This is a genomic window from Lautropia mirabilis (genome assembly GCF_900637555.1).
GTDB lineage: Bacteria > Pseudomonadota > Gammaproteobacteria > Burkholderiales > Burkholderiaceae_E > Lautropia > Lautropia mirabilis.
Genome location: NZ_LR134378.1, coordinates 732,278 through 749,941, shown reverse-complemented (window position 1 = coordinate 749,941; position 17,664 = coordinate 732,278). Strand labels below are relative to the sequence as shown.

The 17,664-nt window shown below is 63.3% G+C and carries 14 protein-coding genes; all 14 read left to right on the top strand.

The window, feature by feature from the left end:
* Nucleotides 1-260 precede the first annotated feature (260 nt).
* The 14 genes from EL249_RS03030 to priA all read left to right on the top strand — a co-directional run bounded on the left by EL249_RS03030 (nucleotide 261) and on the right by priA (nucleotide 17,517).
* Entirely contained in the window at nucleotides 261-1,217 is a 957-nt protein-coding gene (locus EL249_RS03030; protein ID WP_005674419.1) for a ParB/RepB/Spo0J family partition protein, read from the top strand.
* 380 nt (nucleotides 1,218-1,597) lie between these two features.
* Entirely contained in the window at nucleotides 1,598-1,996 is a 399-nt protein-coding gene (locus EL249_RS03025) for an ATP synthase subunit I (RefSeq protein ID WP_005674420.1), read from the top strand.
* A gap of 21 nt (nucleotides 1,997-2,017) precedes the next feature.
* Nucleotides 2,018-2,875 carry a F0F1 ATP synthase subunit A gene (gene atpB / locus EL249_RS03020; protein WP_005674421.1) on the top strand — a complete coding sequence of 286 codons (858 nt, stop codon included), beginning with the start codon at nucleotides 2,018-2,020 and terminating at the stop codon, nucleotides 2,873-2,875.
* Nucleotides 2,876-3,003: 128 nt separating this feature from the next.
* The gene (gene atpE, locus EL249_RS03015; protein WP_005674423.1) at nucleotides 3,004-3,246 is read left to right on the top strand and encodes a F0F1 ATP synthase subunit C; all 243 of its coding nucleotides are present in this window, start codon (nucleotides 3,004-3,006) and stop codon (nucleotides 3,244-3,246) included.
* Between the two features lie 102 nt (nucleotides 3,247-3,348).
* Nucleotides 3,349-3,822, top strand: a complete 474-nt coding sequence (locus tag EL249_RS03010; protein WP_005674425.1) for a F0F1 ATP synthase subunit B — start codon at nucleotides 3,349-3,351, stop codon at nucleotides 3,820-3,822.
* A gap of 11 nt (nucleotides 3,823-3,833) precedes the next feature.
* On the top strand, nucleotides 3,834-4,367 hold the full coding sequence (locus EL249_RS03005) for a F0F1 ATP synthase subunit delta (protein WP_005674427.1): 534 nt from the start codon (nucleotides 3,834-3,836) through the stop codon (nucleotides 4,365-4,367).
* A 12-nt stretch (nucleotides 4,368-4,379) separates the two neighbouring features.
* Entirely contained in the window at nucleotides 4,380-5,921 is a 1,542-nt protein-coding gene (gene atpA, locus EL249_RS03000; RefSeq protein WP_005674429.1) for a F0F1 ATP synthase subunit alpha, read from the top strand.
* Nucleotides 5,922-5,995: 74 nt separating this feature from the next.
* Complete coding sequence (atpG, locus tag EL249_RS02995) at nucleotides 5,996-6,865, top strand: F0F1 ATP synthase subunit gamma (RefSeq protein WP_005674430.1); 870 nt, start codon at nucleotides 5,996-5,998, stop codon at nucleotides 6,863-6,865.
* 48 nt (nucleotides 6,866-6,913) lie between these two features.
* Nucleotides 6,914-8,338 carry a F0F1 ATP synthase subunit beta gene (atpD, locus tag EL249_RS02990; protein ID WP_005674431.1) on the top strand — a complete coding sequence of 475 codons (1,425 nt, stop codon included), beginning with the start codon at nucleotides 6,914-6,916 and terminating at the stop codon, nucleotides 8,336-8,338.
* A gap of 173 nt (nucleotides 8,339-8,511) precedes the next feature.
* Nucleotides 8,512-8,928 (top strand): F0F1 ATP synthase subunit epsilon, encoded by a 417-nt coding sequence (locus tag EL249_RS02985; protein ID WP_040530094.1) that lies wholly within the window; start codon nucleotides 8,512-8,514, stop codon nucleotides 8,926-8,928.
* A gap of 2 nt (nucleotides 8,929-8,930) precedes the next feature.
* Complete coding sequence (hemE, locus tag EL249_RS02980) at nucleotides 8,931-10,040, top strand: uroporphyrinogen decarboxylase (protein ID WP_005674434.1); 1,110 nt, start codon at nucleotides 8,931-8,933, stop codon at nucleotides 10,038-10,040.
* 377 nt (nucleotides 10,041-10,417) lie between these two features.
* Nucleotides 10,418-11,410, top strand: a complete 993-nt coding sequence (locus tag EL249_RS02975; RefSeq protein WP_005674435.1) for a glucokinase — start codon at nucleotides 10,418-10,420, stop codon at nucleotides 11,408-11,410.
* A gap of 88 nt (nucleotides 11,411-11,498) precedes the next feature.
* Complete coding sequence (locus EL249_RS02970; RefSeq protein WP_005674436.1) at nucleotides 11,499-12,782, top strand: sugar MFS transporter; 1,284 nt, start codon at nucleotides 11,499-11,501, stop codon at nucleotides 12,780-12,782.
* A gap of 2,017 nt (nucleotides 12,783-14,799) precedes the next feature.
* A complete protein-coding gene (gene priA / locus EL249_RS13120; protein ID WP_005674437.1) occupies nucleotides 14,800-17,517 on the top strand; it encodes a replication restart helicase PriA in 2,718 nt (905 codons plus the stop codon).
* Nucleotides 17,518-17,664 lie beyond the last annotated feature (147 nt).

Here is a 17,664-nt window from a genome sequence, read left to right as displayed (position 1 = left end):
GCGGGACGCATCTCACGCACCGGCCGGATCCACGAACGCCCCCACTCAGGCGGATGAGACCGCCGAGGCGCAGCACCCGTCCACCACGAACGGAAGCGCGTCGGGCCATGCCAGCGAAACCCCAGCCGACAGTCACACCGAAGAGAGCCAGGCCAACGCCGGCTGATCCCACACAAGAACCTTGAAGCCAGGCCGGGCGCATCCCATGCCCCGACGCCTGGTGCCCAGAACACACGAGAACATTCCAAGGAAAGCAAGGCATGAGCAAGAAAGCCAAGGGCGGCCTCGGTCGCGGTCTGGATTCACTGCTGGGGGGCGATGGCCCGATGCTGGATGAGACTCCTGCCCCGGTTGCCCCGCAACCGGTTGCGGTCTCCTCCAGTCCGGCCGCCCCCGCCGAGGAAGGCATCCGCGAGATGCCCCTGAACCTGCTGCAGGCCGGGCGCTATCAGCCCCGCACCCGCATGGACGAATCCGCCCTGCAGGAGCTGGCGGACTCGATCCATGAGCATGGTTTGCTGCAGCCCCTGGTGATCCGCCCCATCGACAATGGGCGTTACGAGATCATCGCCGGCGAACGGCGCTTCCGTGCCGCGGCGCTCGCCCAGCTCGAGACGGTGCCGGTCATCATCAAGGAAGTCAGCGACGAGAACGCCCTGGCCCTGGCCCTGATCGAGAACATCCAGCGCGAGGACCTGAACCCGCTGGAAGAAGCCAGTGCCATCCAGCGTCTCATCGACGAGTTCCACTACACCCACGAACAGGCCGCCCAGGCCATCGGCCGCTCGCGCAGCGCCACCTCCAACCTGCTGCGTCTGCTCAACCTGGCCGACACGGTCCAGACCATGCTGCTGGCCGGTGACATCGAGATGGGCCACGCCCGCGCCCTGCTCTCGCTGGACCGGGCCGAGCAGATCCTGATGGCGCACCTGGTGGTGCAGCGCCGTCTTTCCGTGCGCGAGACGGAACGCCTGGTCAGCCAGAAGCTGGAGGAGAACAAGGGTCTGGCCAAGGCCAACCAGAAGCGAGCGGCCGACGCGGTGACCGACCGCGACGTGGCCCGTCTGCGTGAGCGCATTGCCGACCACCTGAACACGACGGTCGAGATCATCAGCAAGGCCAACGGCCGCGGCAAGCTGGTCATCCACTTCTCCAGCAACGACGCTTTCTCGGGGCTGCTGGAGCGACTGCGGCTGGACACCGTGACTCAGGAGTGAGCGCACACAAACGCCGTTGAATCACGTAATTACGGACTTCGTTGCCGTTACCGACGGAGTCCGCAGAAAACACGCCTCAGCGACCTCAGGCGAGCATCCCTCAGGACGGCTGTAATTCAGAATTATGAATGACACCCTGATCGTTCCTCGGGAAAACCCTCATTCAGCTTAATACGCTGCCGTTTTGACCGGCATCGTAGTACCCCCTATACTCGTGCAGGCATTAGGGAATGCAGCTTCTTCGTTCGTTTGCAGGTGGGCGCACACCCACGCACCCTCTCCGTGAAGCGAATCGGGCAAGGCAGCTCGGTCCGTCAATGCGCGGGCGCACCGGGGAACGCAGAGGAGGCGTTTCCCGATCTTCGAAGGGGCTGGGTAGAATGCTGAAAACCGTCAGCCTGCAGATCGTGCTGGTGATCGTGGTCGCTGCGCTCGGCAGTCTGTACTGGGGCACTCCGGGCGCCCGGGACATCCTGCTTGGTGGGCTGGCCTGCGCGGTTCCCAATGTGCTGTTTGCCCGTCTGCTTGCACGGGCAGGACGACAGTCGTCGCAGGCATTCGTTGCGGCCTTCCTGCTGGGGGAGTTCCTCAAGCTTGCCTTGACATTGTTTTGCCTGATGGCTATCGTCAGATGGCTGACGCCGGCACATTGGGAAGCATTGCTGTTGGGTATCATCACCGCCTTGCATGCCCCGTGGCTGATGGCCCTTTCCCGACGCCGCGAGAATCGAATCCATGCCGAGCAGGGTGTCCAGAGCGACACCAGGCCTGGTTCCTGAAACACTTACCCCCACACCAAGATGGCGACAGAAGGCACACATGGCCCCGCAAACGCGGCCGAATACATCGTTCACCACCTCGGTAGTGCCAACTCTTCGGGTCATCCGCAGAAGGCCATCGTCGACTTCTCCATCATCAACTACGACACCATCTTCTGGTCCGTCCTGATGGGTGTCCTGGCCTGCGGCCTGATGTGGATGGTCGCCCGCCGCGTCAACAGCGGTGTGCCCAACCGCTTCGTGGGGGCCATCGAGTTCCTGGTCGAATACGTCAACGAACAGGCCCGCTCCATCATCCACGGCGACATCCGCTACATCGCCCCGCTGGCGCTGACGGTCTTCGTCTGGATCGTCTTCATGAACACCCTCGACCTGGTTCCGGTCGACCTAGTGCCCGCCATCGTCTCCGGCCTGGGCATCTCCCACTATCAGCGCATCCTGCCCACGGCGGACCTGAACGCCACGCTGGCCATGTCCATCGTCGTGCTGCTGGCCTCGCTCTACTACGGCGTCAAGATCAAGAAGGCCCACTTCTTCGGTGAGCTGGTCTCCGCCCCGTTCGGCTCGGGTGGCAACAGCGGCATCGGCCTCATCTTCAAGCCCATCCTCTGGGTCTGCAACTTCGCCATGCAGATCATCGAGTACCTCTCCAAGACCGTGTCCCTCGGCATGCGGTTGTTCGGCAACATGTTTGCCGGCGAGATGGTGTTCATGCTGCTGGCCCTGCTGGGCGCCCTGGCCACCTGGTGGGGTGCCGGCCTGCACTTCGTACTGGGTCTCATCTGGGCCATCTTCCACATCCTGATCATCGTGCTTCAGGGCTTCATCTTCATGATGCTTACCCTGATCTACCTGGGTCAGGCCCACGACGCTCACTGAGCGGCGTGTAAAGTGAACCGGGGTGCGCGCCAGGCCCGGCCCGCCGCACACCCCAGTCCCCTGCCTCGCGCAGGTTCTTTTCTGTCTCTCTCAACCTTTCTTTGTCTGTCTCGACTGAGGAGTCTTTCATGACCAATGCAGCATACGTCGCAATCGCCTGCGGCATCATCGTGGGCCTGGGTGCTCTCGGCGCTTCGATCGGTATCGCCCTGATGGGTGGCAAGTTCCTGGAAGGCTCCGCCCGCCAGCCTGAACTGATGGGCAAACTGCAGACCTCCATGTTCGTTCTGGCCGGCCTGATCGACGCGGCCTTCCTGATCGGCGTGGGTGTCGCCATGCTGTTCGCCTTCGGCAACCCCTTCGCCGCCTGACACCATCGGAACGGTAGATTGAGAGAAGCAGGCAGACGGTGGCTGCCACGAGGCAGCCACCATGCCGCTTTAGGTATCAATAGTTGATACGGAGAATCTCGCGTGTACATCAACGCCACGATCATCGTTCAATGCTTCATCTTCCTGGCGCTCTGGTGGTTCACCGCCAAGTTCATCTGGCCGCCCATCACTGCGGCACTGGATGAACGCAGCAAGAAGATCGCAGCCGGTCTGGCAGCTGCCGACCAGGCCAAGGCGGAGCTGCAGGCCACCGAGAAACGGGTCGAACAGGAAATGCAGAAGGCTCGCGCCACTGCGGTCGAAGTCCGCGCCAGCGCTGACAAGCAGGCTGCCGAACTCATCGACCAGGCACGTGCCGAGGCTGCTCGCATCATTGCCGCCGCCCAGAAGTCCGCCGCCGAGGAAGCCACACTGGCTGCCGAGCGTGCCCGCGACCAGCTGCGTGATCAGGTCGCCCAACTGGCCGTCAGCGGTGCCGAGCGCATCCTCAAGCGGGAGATCGACGCCAAGCAACACGCCGATCTGTTGTCCAACCTGAAAAACGAGCTGCGCTAAGCCCAAGAACCATGGCGGAAGCACTGACCATTGCCCGTCCCTATGCGGAGGCGGCATTCAAGCTCGCGGCAGAAACCAAGAAAGTGAAGGAATGGTCGGGCGCACTCTCGCGCCTGGCCACCGTCATGAAGGCTGACGTCGCCACCGAGCTTCTGGATAATCCCAACATCGACCGCGCCCAGGCTGCCGCCATCGTTTCCGAAGCCGCCGGCAAGCTGGACAAGCATCAGAAGAACTTCGTGCAGGTCCTGGCCGACAACGGCCGCCTTGCCCAGCTGCCCGACATCGCCGCCCTGTTCGAACAGAGCCGTGACCGGCACGAGAACGTGCTGGAGGCGACCATCGAGTCGGCCTTCGAGCTGACCGACGCCCAGAAGGCCGCCATCGTCGACACGCTCAAGAAGCGCTTCGGCAAGGGTATCAAGGCCACCACCACCGTAAACCCCGAATTGATTGGCGGCGTCTCCATCCAGATAGGCGACGAAGTCATTGACGCATCCGTGCGTGGCAAGCTCTCCCAGCTGGCCGCGTCCCTGACGAAATAAGGAGTTCCCTTCATGCAGCTCAATCCCGCTGAAATCAGCGAACTGCTCAAAAGCAAGATCCAGAACCTTGAGGTCTCGGCTGACTCCCGGAACCAGGGCACGGTCATCTCGGTCACCGACGGCATCTGCCGGATCCACGGTCTCTCCAACGTGATGCAGGGCGAGATGATCGAGTTCCCGGGCAACGTCTACGGCCTGGCGCTGAACCTCGAGCGAGACTCGGTCGGCGCGGTGATCCTCGGTGAATACGAGAGCATCTCCGAAGGCGACGTCGTCAAGACCACCGGCCGCATTCTGGAAGTGCCCGTCGGCCCCGAGCTGATTGGCCGCGTGGTGAACACGCTGGGTCAGCCCATCGACGGCAAGGGCCCGATCAACGCCAAGGAAACCGACGTGATCGAGAAGGTGGCGCCTGGCGTCATCGCCCGTCAGTCGGTGTCCCAGCCGGTGCAGACCGGTCTGAAGTCCATCGATGCCATGGTGCCCATCGGCCGGGGCCAGCGTGAGCTGATCATCGGCGACCGCCAGACTGGCAAGACGGCCGTGGCCATCGACACCATCATCAACCAGAAGGGCAAGGACCTGATCTGTATCTACGTGGCGATCGGCCAGAAGGCCTCCACCATCGCCAACGTGGTGCGCAAGCTGGAAGAGTTCGGCGCGATGGAATACACCATCGTCGTGGCTGCGACCGCTTCCGAGTCCGCCGCCATGCAGTACCTGGCTCCCTACGCCGGCTGCACGATGGGTGAGTACTTCCGTGACCGCGGCCAGGATGCCCTGATCATCTATGATGACCTGACCAAGCAGGCCTGGGCCTATCGTCAGGTGTCGCTGCTGCTGCGCCGCCCGCCGGGCCGCGAAGCCTACCCGGGTGACGTCTTCTACCTGCACTCGCGTCTGCTCGAGCGCGCTGCCCGCGTGAACGAGGAATACGTCGAGAACTTCACCAAGGGTGAAGTGAAAGGCAAGACCGGCTCGCTGACTGCCCTGCCGATCATCGAGACCCAGGCAGGTGACGTGTCGGCCTTCGTGCCCACCAACGTCATCTCCATTACCGACGGCCAGATCTTCCTGGAAACCGACCTGTTCAACGCCGGTATCCGTCCTGCCGTGAACCCGGGTATCTCGGTGTCGCGGGTGGGTGGTGCCGCTCAGACGGGCCTGATCAAGAAGCTGGCCGGTGGCTCGCGTATCGCGCTGGCCCAGTATCGTGAACTGGCTGCGTTCGCGCAGTTCGCTTCCGACCTGGAAGAGAGCACCCGCAAGCAGCTGGACCATGGCCGTCTGGTGACCGAGCTGATGAAGCAGGCCCAGTACGCCCCGCTGCAGGTCTGGCAGCAGGCGCTGACGCTGTTCGCCGCCGACAACCACTACTACGAAGACATCCCCGTGGAGAAGGTGCTGGCCGCCGACAAGGCCATGCACGACTACGTGCAGACGAAGTATCCCGACTTCGTGGCCCAGCTGGAACGCGACAAGGCATTCAACAAGGATGTCGAGGCCAAGATGCACGAAGTCCTGAAGGACTTCAAGCAGAACGGCGCATTCTGAAGAACGTCTTCGTCCCCCAGCCTGCGGGCTGAACCGCGCGCCGCGCAAGCGGCGCGCCAACGAGTTTCTCCACTATGGCAAGCAGCAAAGAGATCCGAAACCAGATCAAGAGCGTCAAGAACACGCAAAAGATCACAAAGGCCATGGAAATGGTCTCGGTATCGAAAATGCGCAAGGCACAGGACCGGATGCGGCAGGCCCGGCCCTACGCAGAGAAGATCCGCGACATCACGGCGCACCTGTCCAACGCCAACCCCGAGTACGTCCACCCGTTCATGCAGAAGCGTGAGAAGGTGAAGAAGGCCGGCATCATTCTGGTGACCAGCGACAAGGGGCTGTGCGGCGGTCTGAACACCAACATCTTCCGGGCTGTGACCCACAAGATGCAGGAGCTTCACGCCCAGGGTGCCGACGTGCAGGCCACCACCATCGGCTCCAAGGGCATGGGTTTCATGTACCGTGCCGGGGTGAAGATCGTCTCGCAGCTTGTGCAGCCCGGCGACACGCCGCGCATCGAGAAGCTGGTCCCGATCATCAAGGTCCAGATCGACGACTTCCTGAAAGGCGAGATCGATGCGGTGTACCTGGCCTACACCCGCTTCGTGAACACCATGACGCAGACGCCGGTCGTGGAGCAGCTGCTGCCGCTGCCCGAGGGCAAGCTCGACCGTCCTGATCCGGGCTACTCCTGGGACTATCTCTACGAGCCCAACCCGAAGGCGGTGCTGGACGAACTGATGGTGCGCTACATCGAGGCACTGATCTACCAGGCGCTGGCCGAGAACATGGCCTCCGAGCACAGTGCCCGGGTGGTGGCCATGAAGGCTGCCTCGGACAACGCCAAGAAGATCATCAACGAGCTGCAGCTGTCCTACAACAAGGCACGGCAGGCAGCCATCACGCAGGAACTCAGTGAAATCGTCGGCGGCGCTGCGGCCGTCTGACCGACGACGTCCCCGACCGATCAACGTACAGTATTCAAAGGAATTCCCATGGCACAAGGTCATATCGTTCAGTGCATCGGCGCCGTCGTCGACATCCAGTTCCCGCGCGATGCCATGCCCAAGGTCTACGACGCGCTCGTCCTGGAGGAATCCGGCGACTCGCTCGCCGAGAAGGGCCTCACCTTCGAAGTTCAACAGCAGCTGGGCGACGGTATTGTCCGTACCATCGCCATGGGCTCCTCCGACGGCCTGCGCCGCGGCATGCCGGTGAAGAACACCGGTGCCAACATCCAGGTGCCCGTGGGCCCCGCCGTGCTGGGTCGCGTGATGGACGTGCTGGGCCGCCCGATCGACGAGCGTGGTCCCATCCAGACCGAAGAGCATCGCGGCATTCACCAGCCGGCACCCAAGTTCGACGAGCTGTCGCCGTCGGTGGAGCTGCTGGAAACCGGCATCAAGGTGATCGACCTGATCTGTCCGTTTGCCAAGGGCGGCAAGATCGGTCTGTTCGGTGGCGCCGGCGTAGGCAAGACCGTGAACATGCTCGAGCTGATCAACAACATCGCCAAGGAGCACTCGGGTCTGTCCGTGTTCGCCGGCGTGGGTGAGCGTACTCGTGAGGGTAACGACTTCTACCACGAGATGTCGGATGCCAAGGTCATCGTGCAGGACGACCTGTCGCAGTCGAAGGTGGCCATGGTGTTCGGTCAGATGAACGAACCCCCGGGCAACCGTCTGCGCGTGGCACTGACCGGCCTGACCATGGCCGAGCGCTTCCGTGACGAAGGCCGTGACATCCTCTTCTTCGTCGACAACATCTACCGTTACACTCTGGCCGGTACCGAAGTGTCGGCGCTTCTGGGCCGGATGCCGTCCGCCGTGGGTTACCAGCCGACGCTGGCCGAGGAGATGGGTCGCCTGCAGGAGCGGATCACTTCCACGAAGACCGGCTCGATCACCTCCATCCAGGCCGTGTACGTGCCTGCCGATGACCTGACCGACCCGTCGCCGGCCACCACCTTCGGCCACCTGGACGCCACCGTGGTGCTGTCGCGTGACATCGCCTCGCTGGGTATCTACCCCGCCGTGGACCCGCTGGACTCCACCTCGCGCCAGATCGACCCCAACATCATCGGCGAAGAGCACTACAACGTCACCCGCGGCGTGCAGGCCACCCTGCAGCGCTACAAGGAACTGCGCGACATCATCGCCCTGCTGGGCATGGACGAGCTGTCGCCCGAGGACAAGCTGGCCGTGGCCCGTGCCCGGAAGATCCAGCGCTTCCTGTCGCAGCCGTTCCACGTGGCCGAGGTCTTCACCGGCGCGCCTGGCAAGTACGTGCCGCTGAAGGAAACCATCCGCGGCTTCAAGATGATCATCGACGGCGAATGTGACGAGCTGCCGGAAGGTGCGTTCTACATGGTGGGCAGCATCGACGAGGCGTTCGAGAAAGCGAAGAAGCTCGCCAAGTAAGCAGCCACCTCGATGAAAATGGCGATGTCGGCTGACTAGAACATGCAGCGGATGCGTCAGATGCGCCTACGGCGGCCCTGGCTTTCAAAAGCCGTCGGCCTTCGGCGCAAGTTGAAGCATCCCGCATGTCCTCAGTCACATCGTCCCACCTGACCCGCGAGAACCCATACGTCATGAACACGATTCAAGTCGAAGTGGTCAGCGCCGAGGAGTCGATCTTTTCCGGAGAAGCCGAATTCGTCGTGCTGCCCGGTGAGGTCGGTGAGCTTGGTGTCTATCCCAACCATACCCCGCTGATCACCCGCATCAAGGCCGGTGCGGTGCGCATCCGGGTGCCGGGCGAGAACCGCGACGAACTGATCTTCGTTGCCGGTGGCATCCTGGAGATCCAGCCGAACCTGGTCACCGTCCTGGCCGACACCGCCATCCGCGGCAACGACCTCGACGAGGCGCGTGCCAACGAGGCCCGTCGTGCGGCTGAAGAAGCGCTCACCAACGCCAAGTCCAAGATGGACCTGGCACGTGCCCACTCCGAACTGGCGGCGGTCACCGCCCAGATCCAAACCATTCGCAGATATCGGTCACGCTGATTTTGTCCACGAAGAACGACACCTTCCTTCGCGCCCTGCGGGGCCAGGTCACCGACTACACGCCGGTGTGGCTCATGCGTCAGGCCGGGCGCTACCTGCCCGAGTACAACGCCACGCGCGCCCGGGCGGGCAGCTTCATGGCGTTGTGCAAGACGCCCGAGCTGGCCTGCGAGGTGACGCTTCAGCCTCTGGCGCGCTTTCCGCTGGATGCCGCCATCCTGTTCTCCGACATCCTGACCATTCCGGATGCGATGAACCTGGGGCTGAGCTTCCAGCAGGGGGAAGGCCCCCGTTTCGAGAGGACCATCCGGCACGAGGACGACGTGAAGGCGCTCTTCGCGCCGGATCCGACCCAGGAGCTGCGCTACGTGCTGGACGCCGTCCGCACCATCCGCCAGGCCCTGGATGGCCGCGTTCCGCTGATCGGCTTTGCCGGCAGCCCCTGGACGCTGGCCTGCTACATGGTCGAAGGCCGGGGCGGCACCGACTTCCACACCATCAAGACGATGATGTACCAGCGTCCCGACCTGCTGCACCGGGTGCTGGAAATCAATGCGCGGGCCGTCACGAACTACCTGAATGCCCAGATCGAAGCCGGCGCCCAGGCGGTCATGATCTTCGACACCTGGGGCGGCATCCTGGCCGACGGACCCTACCAGCGCTTCTCGCTGGCCTACATGCGCCGCATCCTGTCCGAGCTCACCCCGTACCGCAAGGAACGCAACGAGAAAGGCGAGACGGTTCTGGAAAGCGTCCCCACCATCCTGTTCACCAAGGGCGGCGCCCCCTGGCTGGAGGCCCTGGCCGCCAGTGGTGCCGATGCCATCGGCATCGACTGGACGATGAACCTGGCCACCGCCCGCAAGCGCGTGGGGCCCACCTGCGTGCTGCAGGGCAACCTTGATCCCATGGCGCTGCTCACCTCGCCTGAGCAGGTGCGTGAACAGGTCGTCCGCACGCTGGACAGTTACGGTGCAGCCAACACGGGTCGGGGCCACGTCTTCAACCTGGGGCATGGCATCTCGCAGTTCACGCCCCCCGAGCACGTCTCGGTACTGGTCGAAACGGTCCACGAGCACAGCCGCAAGCTGCGGCGCTCGCCCTTCGCCTGATCCGCTCTCACCTTCAGCAGAAAGCCCGCACCACGCGGGCTTTTTCATGTCCACATGCCCACATGCCGCCATCGGGCAGGCGTGCACGCGTCCATTCGCAGGCGATACAACACGCCGATCGACAGCACTTTCCAACACCAAACTAACTGTGCGGAATAGCAGCGCGGCCCCCATGAAACTGCCGCATAATCGAACGTAACCGTCTGTCAAATGGAAAGTGCCCAACGACACTTTCAGCCGACAGGCGGCAGACCTGCGTGCTGCCCGTTACCCCCTCATTCCTCACGGGTCGCCTCGCCAGAACCAGCAGGCATCGCGGCCGATGGCCGCCGCGCCCTCTCGAAACCTCGCGTACAGAAGAAACAAGGAGCGTTTTCATGGCCACTTCCAAACCCAGCAAGAAAGACGGCAACTGGCCCCGCCTGGTTGCCGATGTCGGCGGAACCAACGCCCGATTTGCACTGGAAGTTTCCCCGCTTGAGCTGGAGCACATCGAGACCCTGCCCACTAAGGACTACGACAGCCTGCACGCTGCCATCCGCGCCTATCTGGAGAAAGCCGGTCAGCCCCTCATCAAGCACGCGGCCATTGCCATCGCCAACCCCATCATCGGCGACTGGGTGCAGATGACCAATCACCACTGGGCCTTTTCCATCGAGACGACCCGGCAGGCGCTGGAACTGGACACCCTGATCCTGCTGAACGACTTCACGGCGCAGGCACTTGCCATTCCCCACCTGCCCAAGCGCGAGCTGCTGCAGGTGGGTGGCGCCGCCCCCGTGGAAGACGCCCCCATCGCCGTCATCGGCCCGGGCACAGGTCTGGGCGTCTCGGGCCTCATCCCCAACGGCCGGGGCGGATATACCGCGCTGGCGGGCGAAGGCGGACACGTCAGCTTCAGCCCGTTCGACCATACCGAAATCCACATCTGGCAGTACGCCAACCGCAAGCACGGCCACGTCTCGGCCGAGCGCTTCCTGTCGGGCGCGGGCCTGTCCCTCATCTATGAAGCGCTGGCCGACCGCGAAGGCATCGAGCGGCCGCCGCTCAGTGCGGCAGAGATCAGCAAACAGGCGCTCAGCGGCTCTTCGCCGCTCGCTCGCCTGAGCCTGGACATCTTCTGCGCCATGCTGGGCACCGTCTCGTCCAACCTGGCCCTGACGCTGGGTGCCCGGGGCGGCGTCTATCTGTGCGGCGGCATCATCCGTCGATTCATCGATTATTTCGTCACCTCGCCGTTCCGCAACCGCTTCGAGAGCAAAGGCCGTTTCGAAGGCTACCTGGCCGTCATTCCGGTCTACATCGTGCTGGCCCAGAACCCGGGTCTGATCGGTGCTGCCGTCGCCCTGTCCAATCAGGTCGACGCCTGATTGAGGGCTGGCATCCGGGGATCCTGTTCATCCTGAAGGGATCCTCGGAGCCCCGTCCCTCCCCCGCCCACCAACCGAGGATCCGTCCATGGCAACCATTCACACTGCGGCGCCACCAGCAGGCACGCATCAGAACAGTAACCAGGCCCTCACCGTCCTCACCAGTCTGTTCTTCATGATGGGTTTCATCACCTGCATGAACGACATCCTGGTGCCCCACCTGAAGGAAGTCTTCTCGCTGAACTACGCGCAGGCGTTGCTGGTTCAGTTCTGCTTCTTCACGGCCTACGCCATCACCTCCATTCCCTTCGGCAAGTTCATCTCGCGCCTGGGCTACAAGAACGGGGTGATCGGCGGCTTTCTGATCGCCGCGACGGGCTGCCTGCTGTTCTATCCGGCAGCAGGCTCCAAGTCCTATCCCATCTTTCTGGGGGCCCTCTTCATTCTGGCCAGCGGCGTGACGCTGCTGCAGGTCTCCGGCAACCCCTACGTGACGCTGCTGAGCGCACCGGGCAAGGAAGCGCGCACCCTGACGCTGGTGCAGGCCTTCAACTCGCTGGGCACCACCGTGGCACCCTCCATCGGCGCCCTCTTCATTCTCAGCACCGAGATCATGTCCCCGGAAAGGCTGTCGCAGATGAGTGAGGCAGACCTGGCCAAGTACCAGGCGGGGCAAGCGGCGTCCGTGCAGGAGCCGTACCTGATTCTGGCGGGCATCCTGATCCTGCTGGCCATCACCGTGTTCTTCATCCGGCTGCCGGCCGCAGAGAAGATCGCGCAGGAGGTCTCGGCCCATGCGCATGACGAGCGCACCGGCGCCTGGCAGTATCGCCACCTGAAGCTGGGTACCCTGGGCATCTTCTGTTACGTGGGTGCCGAAGTGGCCATCGGCAGCCTGCTGGTGAGCGTGATGGGTCTGCCGGAAGTGGCTGGCCTGAAGGAAGCCACGGCCGCCCATTACCTGACCTACTACTGGGGCGGCGCAATGGTGGGCCGCTTCCTGGGCAGCTACCTGCTCAACATCATCCGGCCGGGGATCTACCTGTCGTTCAACGCCATGATGAACGTGCTGCTGATCTCGCTGGCCATCGCGCAGGGCGGGCACGTGGCCATGTACTGCCTGCTGGCCTGCGGCTTCTTCAACTCCATCATGTTCCCGACCATCTTCTCGCTGGCCACGCGTGGCCTGGGGCGGCACACCAGCCAGGCCTCGGGCATGCTGGCCACGGCCATCGTCGGGGGCGCCATCGTGCCGCTGTTCCAGGGCGTCGTGGCTGACACGGTGGGCCTGCTGCCCTCGTTCTGGGTGGCGGCGGCTTGCTACTGCTACATCGTCTACTTCGGCCTGTTCGGTCACCGTGTGAAGGACTGATGAAACGCGGCTGAGAAGACCGTCCTGACCGGTTGGCGGGGATTCCTTGCAGGAATCCCCGCCAGTTGATGGAAAGCGCCTTGCAAGGGCCTTCCAGCGGCTCAGGACAGCATGGCAAGCCTGGTCTGATCTGAACCAGGCATCGGGCGGCGACAGCCGCCCTTTTTTTGCCCCCAGCGAGTGGGCCCGCCTTTCTCATCGGGCGTTCATGCCTGACGGAAGTCTTTGCAGCGCGGAGTCTTTTTCACTTATCCATAAAGTTATCCACAGAAAGACACCCTGGGCAGTTACCAGGGGCTTGTCAGCCCCCAGCCGCCAAAGCACACCCATCTCATTGTTTTATAAGGAAATATATCCATTGTTGGCTTGCCGCATCGCTGGAAAAGATGACAGGCCCTCGATTTGACAAGTCCGCCGGGATTTGTCCTCACAAAGTTATCCACAGAAAACTCCCCTGATCTGCGCAACCAGGCCTTCCTGTGTCATCCAGACAACGCGTCTTTCGGGCCATGAACGTGGGAAATCCATATGCCCAAAATTCAGGCAGCCCCTGCCCATCCCGCATGGATACAGGCCTCGGCGGGCTTACCCCTCCCCTTCCCACACACTTATCCACTGATTCTGTGAAATAACCCACGTCCGGCGACCGTTGACGGGTCCCCTGTCTGCCGTTCAAGCGACGGCTGTCGACCACTGGTCGGCTTCACTCTTGCCCTGGGTGGAACAGTTGCCAAGCCCGTCCAAAAAAACGGCAATCCCGGAAAACCCGCATCAACAGTGGACTTGCGCCGGTTGCGAATGGAGATCCCACAGAGTTATCCACTGTTTTTGTGCACAACTTCGGGCCTTTCTCACGCTGTTTTCGTAACAAAAACTCACGCCAACCGACCGTCTGTCGGGCATGGCATCTCCCCAGGTCAAAATTTAGGCAACACCCTCAAGACCCGCATGAACACTGGATCTTCCTGGCTTGACCGGACCGAGTTCACATACTTATCCACTGATTCTGTGAAAAAGCGCACATCTCCCGACCGATGAACGGTAACCGGCCTGTCACCTTTGCATCCCTTAAGTACGGCTTCAGGCGCCGCCAAGTCGCTGGACTTGTCAACAGGCAGAGAACGATTCCTGTTCAGTCACGGAAATCCCAGAGAGATACCCGCTGCGCAGGGACGCCCCCGAGTACCGATGAACGGCATGCCGATAACCCCGGTTACACGACGCATCGTCCCCCCCCACATCTGAACTCACCATCCAGCCCCCTAACCGGATGCCCTCCACCCACACCATTCGGAATGCGTCACTGTTGCACGCAGGCCGCCAGCCATCACCCCCATTCACGGATGTGCACGCGCATGCATCCCTTCTTCCCTGGCGCCGTTCGTCGCCACGCATCCACCGCCTGTAACCAATCGGCTTTCAGACTTCGATAGCAGTAGAAGAGTCGAGCCTTGGCGCGTAGGCGAGTGCTCCCTAACCTGAGAAGCACGCTTTTTCGTGGTTATGCACAGAACGACGATCGTGCTGCCACAACCGATGGGTGTTGTGCAAATCGAGAAACCTTTTCTTCAAGTCATTGATTCAAAAGACCTTTTTCTTTGGTGTATTTCTGGGCAAAGAACCCCTTTCCTAGGCGCCATGCGGGTTTGGGGGCGATTGCCCCACTTTTCTCACAGAGTTATCCACAGTTTTTGTGTATAAACATCGATGCCCTTATATATCAATTGGTTACGGTGCATTCTTTCAAACCACTTCATGAAAGCGCCTGATCTCGACGTGGAAACTCCGATGCGGGCCATCAACCCCACCCCGTATTGAGGCGACAGCCCGCGGAAACCTGGTCGTCGTCTCATCGCCACACCCGCAGACACACGCGAGCACGCCACCACATGCAGCCCCGCGCCGTCAGGCTTGGCCCCCTGCGGCACAATATCGACACCCCAACCTCGCACACCGTGCCATCCTCGGCCGGCGCGACGCGCTACCTGTTCATCCCCTTCACGTCCGATCTTCTGCCGTGTCTGCTCCCTATCTCCAGGTCCTGATCGACGGGCCGCTGGCCGGTTGCTTCAGCTATCGCTGCCCAGCCGAGGGGCCAGAGGCTGCCGGCCACTGGGTGACCGTGCCCTGGGGCAAGGGAAGACGCACGGGCCTGGCCCTGCAACGTCACGATGCCAGCACCCTGCCGGCCGGACTGAAAGCCGAGGACATCAAGCCCATCGAGGCAGTACGCGAGGATCTGCCCGCCCCCTCCCCCGAATGGCTGGCCTTTCTGCGTTTCGTGGCCCGCTATTACCATGGCAGCCTGGCCGACCTGGCCGTGGGCAATCTGCCCAAGCTGCTGCGCACCCCGCCCACCGCACGCAGCCGCAAGGACGCCGTCGCGCGGCTGGAAGACTTCTCGGCCACGCTGGATGACGGACACGATGCGCCGTCCATCGCCCCCGAACTGAACAGCGAGCAGCAGGCCGTGCTGGCGGAACTGTGCACATGGCAAGGCGCGAGGCCAGACGGATCCGCCCCAGCCACACCTTCCCCGGAAGCGTCCACCGGCTCCCCGCCGCCTACTCCGGCTGCAAACTCTGCCGCGAACGGCTCTCCCCTCTCCTCGCGCACTCGCACCGAGGCCGATCCATCCCCCACATCGGTGGCCTCCCGACCAGCCCCCCGTCCATGGCTGCTGCACGGCATCACCGGCAGCGGCAAGACCGAGGTCTATCTGCACTGGATGGAGCATCTTCTGGCCTCACAGCCGGATGTTCAGGTGCTCTTGATGGTGCCGGAAATCGGACTGACGCCTGCCTTGCAGATGCAGCTGCAGCGCCGCTTTCCCGGGCAGCCCATTGCCGTCCTGCACAGCGAGATGACCGATACCGCGCGGGCCAGTCACTGGCTGGCGGCGGCCAGCGGCCGGGCACGCATCATCCTGGGCACGCGTCTGGCCGTTCTGGCCCCCCTCCCTCGCCTGGGCGCCATCATCGTCGACGAGGAGCACGACCCTTCCTACAAGCAGCAGGAGGGTCTGCGCTACTCGGCGCGCGACATGGCCGTCGCCCGGGGTCGGCTGGCCCGGATCCCGGTGCTGCTGGGCTCGGCCACGCCCTCGCTGGAGAGCTGGCACAACGCACAGCTGGGCCGCTATCGGCTGCTGCGCCTGCGCCATCGGGCCCGCAGCCAGGCGGCCCTGCCCAAGGTGAAGACCGTGGCCTTGCGAGGTGCCAAGACCCAGGAAGGCCTGGCCGAGGAAAGCCTACAGGCCATCCGCGAGACCCTGGCCCGCGGCGAGCAGGCGCTGCTCTTTCTGAATCGGCGGGGCTTCGCCCCGGTACTCGGATGTGATGCCTGCGGCTGGCTGTCACGCTGCAACCGGTGCGACGCCTATCGCGTGCTGCACCGCATCTCGCCCGGCGCCGGAGAGCGCAAGACAAAAGCATCCGCGGCCCGAGCCGCCTCCCGCCCCCCATCCGGAACCCCGGGCAACCCGCCGGGCACCGGCGACGAGCCGTCCCTGGGCATCCTTACTCTGGATGAAGCGAGAGAGAGCGGCGATCAGCGCCCTCCCCGCTATCGGCTGGTCTGCCATCACTGCGCCACCACGCAGACCGTACCCCGTGCGTGCCCGGCCTGCGGCAACCAGGATCTGGCCCCGCTCGGGCGCGGTACCCAGAAACTGGAAGACGCGCTGGCAACGCTTTTCCCCAGTGCGCACATCGGCCGCCTGGACCGTGACGTGGCACGACGCAAGGGCGCGACCCAGGCCTTTCTGGACGACGTGCATGCCGGGCGCACCAATCTGCTGGTGGGCACGCAGATGCTGGCCAAGGGACACGATTTCGACCGCCTGACGCTGGTGGTGGTGGTCGATGCCGACGCCGGCCTGTTCACGACCGACTTTCGCGCCCCCGAGCGTCTCTTCGCCACCCTGATGCAGGTGGCCGGTCGGGCTGGCCGCCATCGCAGCGAACATGCCCGAACCCTCATCCAGACCCGCCACCCCGAGCACCCGCTCTTCGAGTCCCTGCGGCGTCACGACTACCCCAGCTTTGCGGCAGCCCAGCTGGCCGACCGGCAGGCCGGTGCCCTGCCGCCCTTTGGCTTCCAGGCCCTGCTGCAGGCCCAGGCCCGCGACCTGGACAGCGCCCTCGCGTTCCTTCAGGACGCCCGCCAGTACCTGCTGCAGGCCATCCAGACAGCCCGTACCCAACAGCAACGGCCCGGCACTTCCGGGCACGGATCGGGGCCATCCAAGGCCTTCAGCGCGCATTCGAACGCAGTGCAGCGCCCCGCCAGCATTACGAATTACGCAGTAGAAACCCAGCAGACCCACGCCTCGGCAAATGACGTAATTACGAATGACAACAAACCAGGCAACCAAGCAGCCTTTCAAGCCCCCGCCTTCACCCCGGCATCCAGAGGCGAGGAAGCCGGGTCCGTCACGTCCAGCAGAATTATTGATAACGACGAAAATTCAACAAGATATCGAGGTTCCTCCATCCACCCCGACGCCCACGTGGAAATCTGCGACCCCGTCCCCATGCCCCTGGCGCAGGTCAACAAGGTCTTCCGTGCGCAGCTCCTCATCGAAAGCAGCCACCGCCCCAGCCTGCACACGTTGCTGGCCAGCTGGCAGGCCTCGGTGGGGGCGGGTGACCACGCCACCGGCGTGGCCGGCAGTGCGGCCCATCACCACAAGGGCGTGCGCTGGCAGCTGATCATCGACCCGCAGGAAATCTGACGCAGCCGCCGTCGCAACACCCGTTGCATGAACTCACCATTGCGACAGACGTCCGCGGCCGATTCGTCCGATAATAGCCCCCCCTTCCCGTCGGATGAAGACGCGGACACCGGCCTCGCCGAAGCGGGCTCCCAGACCCCCTGCATA

What these genes read in the sequence shown, in the direction of transcription:
- EL249_RS03030 (WP_005674419.1), top strand. Translation starts at nt 261, where the DNA reads ATGAGCAAGAAAGCCAAGGGCGGCCTCGGTCGCGGTCTGGATTCACTG.
- EL249_RS03025 (WP_005674420.1), top strand. Translation starts at nt 1,598, where the DNA reads ATGCTGAAAACCGTCAGCCTGCAGATCGTGCTGGTGATCGTGGTCGCT.
- atpB (WP_005674421.1), top strand. Translation starts at nt 2,018, where the DNA reads ATGGCGACAGAAGGCACACATGGCCCCGCAAACGCGGCCGAATACATC.
- atpE (WP_005674423.1), top strand. Translation starts at nt 3,004, where the DNA reads ATGACCAATGCAGCATACGTCGCAATCGCCTGCGGCATCATCGTGGGC.
- EL249_RS03005 (WP_005674427.1), top strand. Translation starts at nt 3,834, where the DNA reads ATGGCGGAAGCACTGACCATTGCCCGTCCCTATGCGGAGGCGGCATTC.
- atpA (WP_005674429.1), top strand. Translation starts at nt 4,380, where the DNA reads ATGCAGCTCAATCCCGCTGAAATCAGCGAACTGCTCAAAAGCAAGATC.
- atpG (WP_005674430.1), top strand. Translation starts at nt 5,996, where the DNA reads ATGGCAAGCAGCAAAGAGATCCGAAACCAGATCAAGAGCGTCAAGAAC.
- atpD (WP_005674431.1), top strand. Translation starts at nt 6,914, where the DNA reads ATGGCACAAGGTCATATCGTTCAGTGCATCGGCGCCGTCGTCGACATC.
- EL249_RS02985 (WP_040530094.1), top strand. Translation starts at nt 8,512, where the DNA reads ATGAACACGATTCAAGTCGAAGTGGTCAGCGCCGAGGAGTCGATCTTT.
- EL249_RS02975 (WP_005674435.1), top strand. Translation starts at nt 10,418, where the DNA reads ATGGCCACTTCCAAACCCAGCAAGAAAGACGGCAACTGGCCCCGCCTG.
- EL249_RS02970 (WP_005674436.1), top strand. Translation starts at nt 11,499, where the DNA reads ATGGCAACCATTCACACTGCGGCGCCACCAGCAGGCACGCATCAGAAC.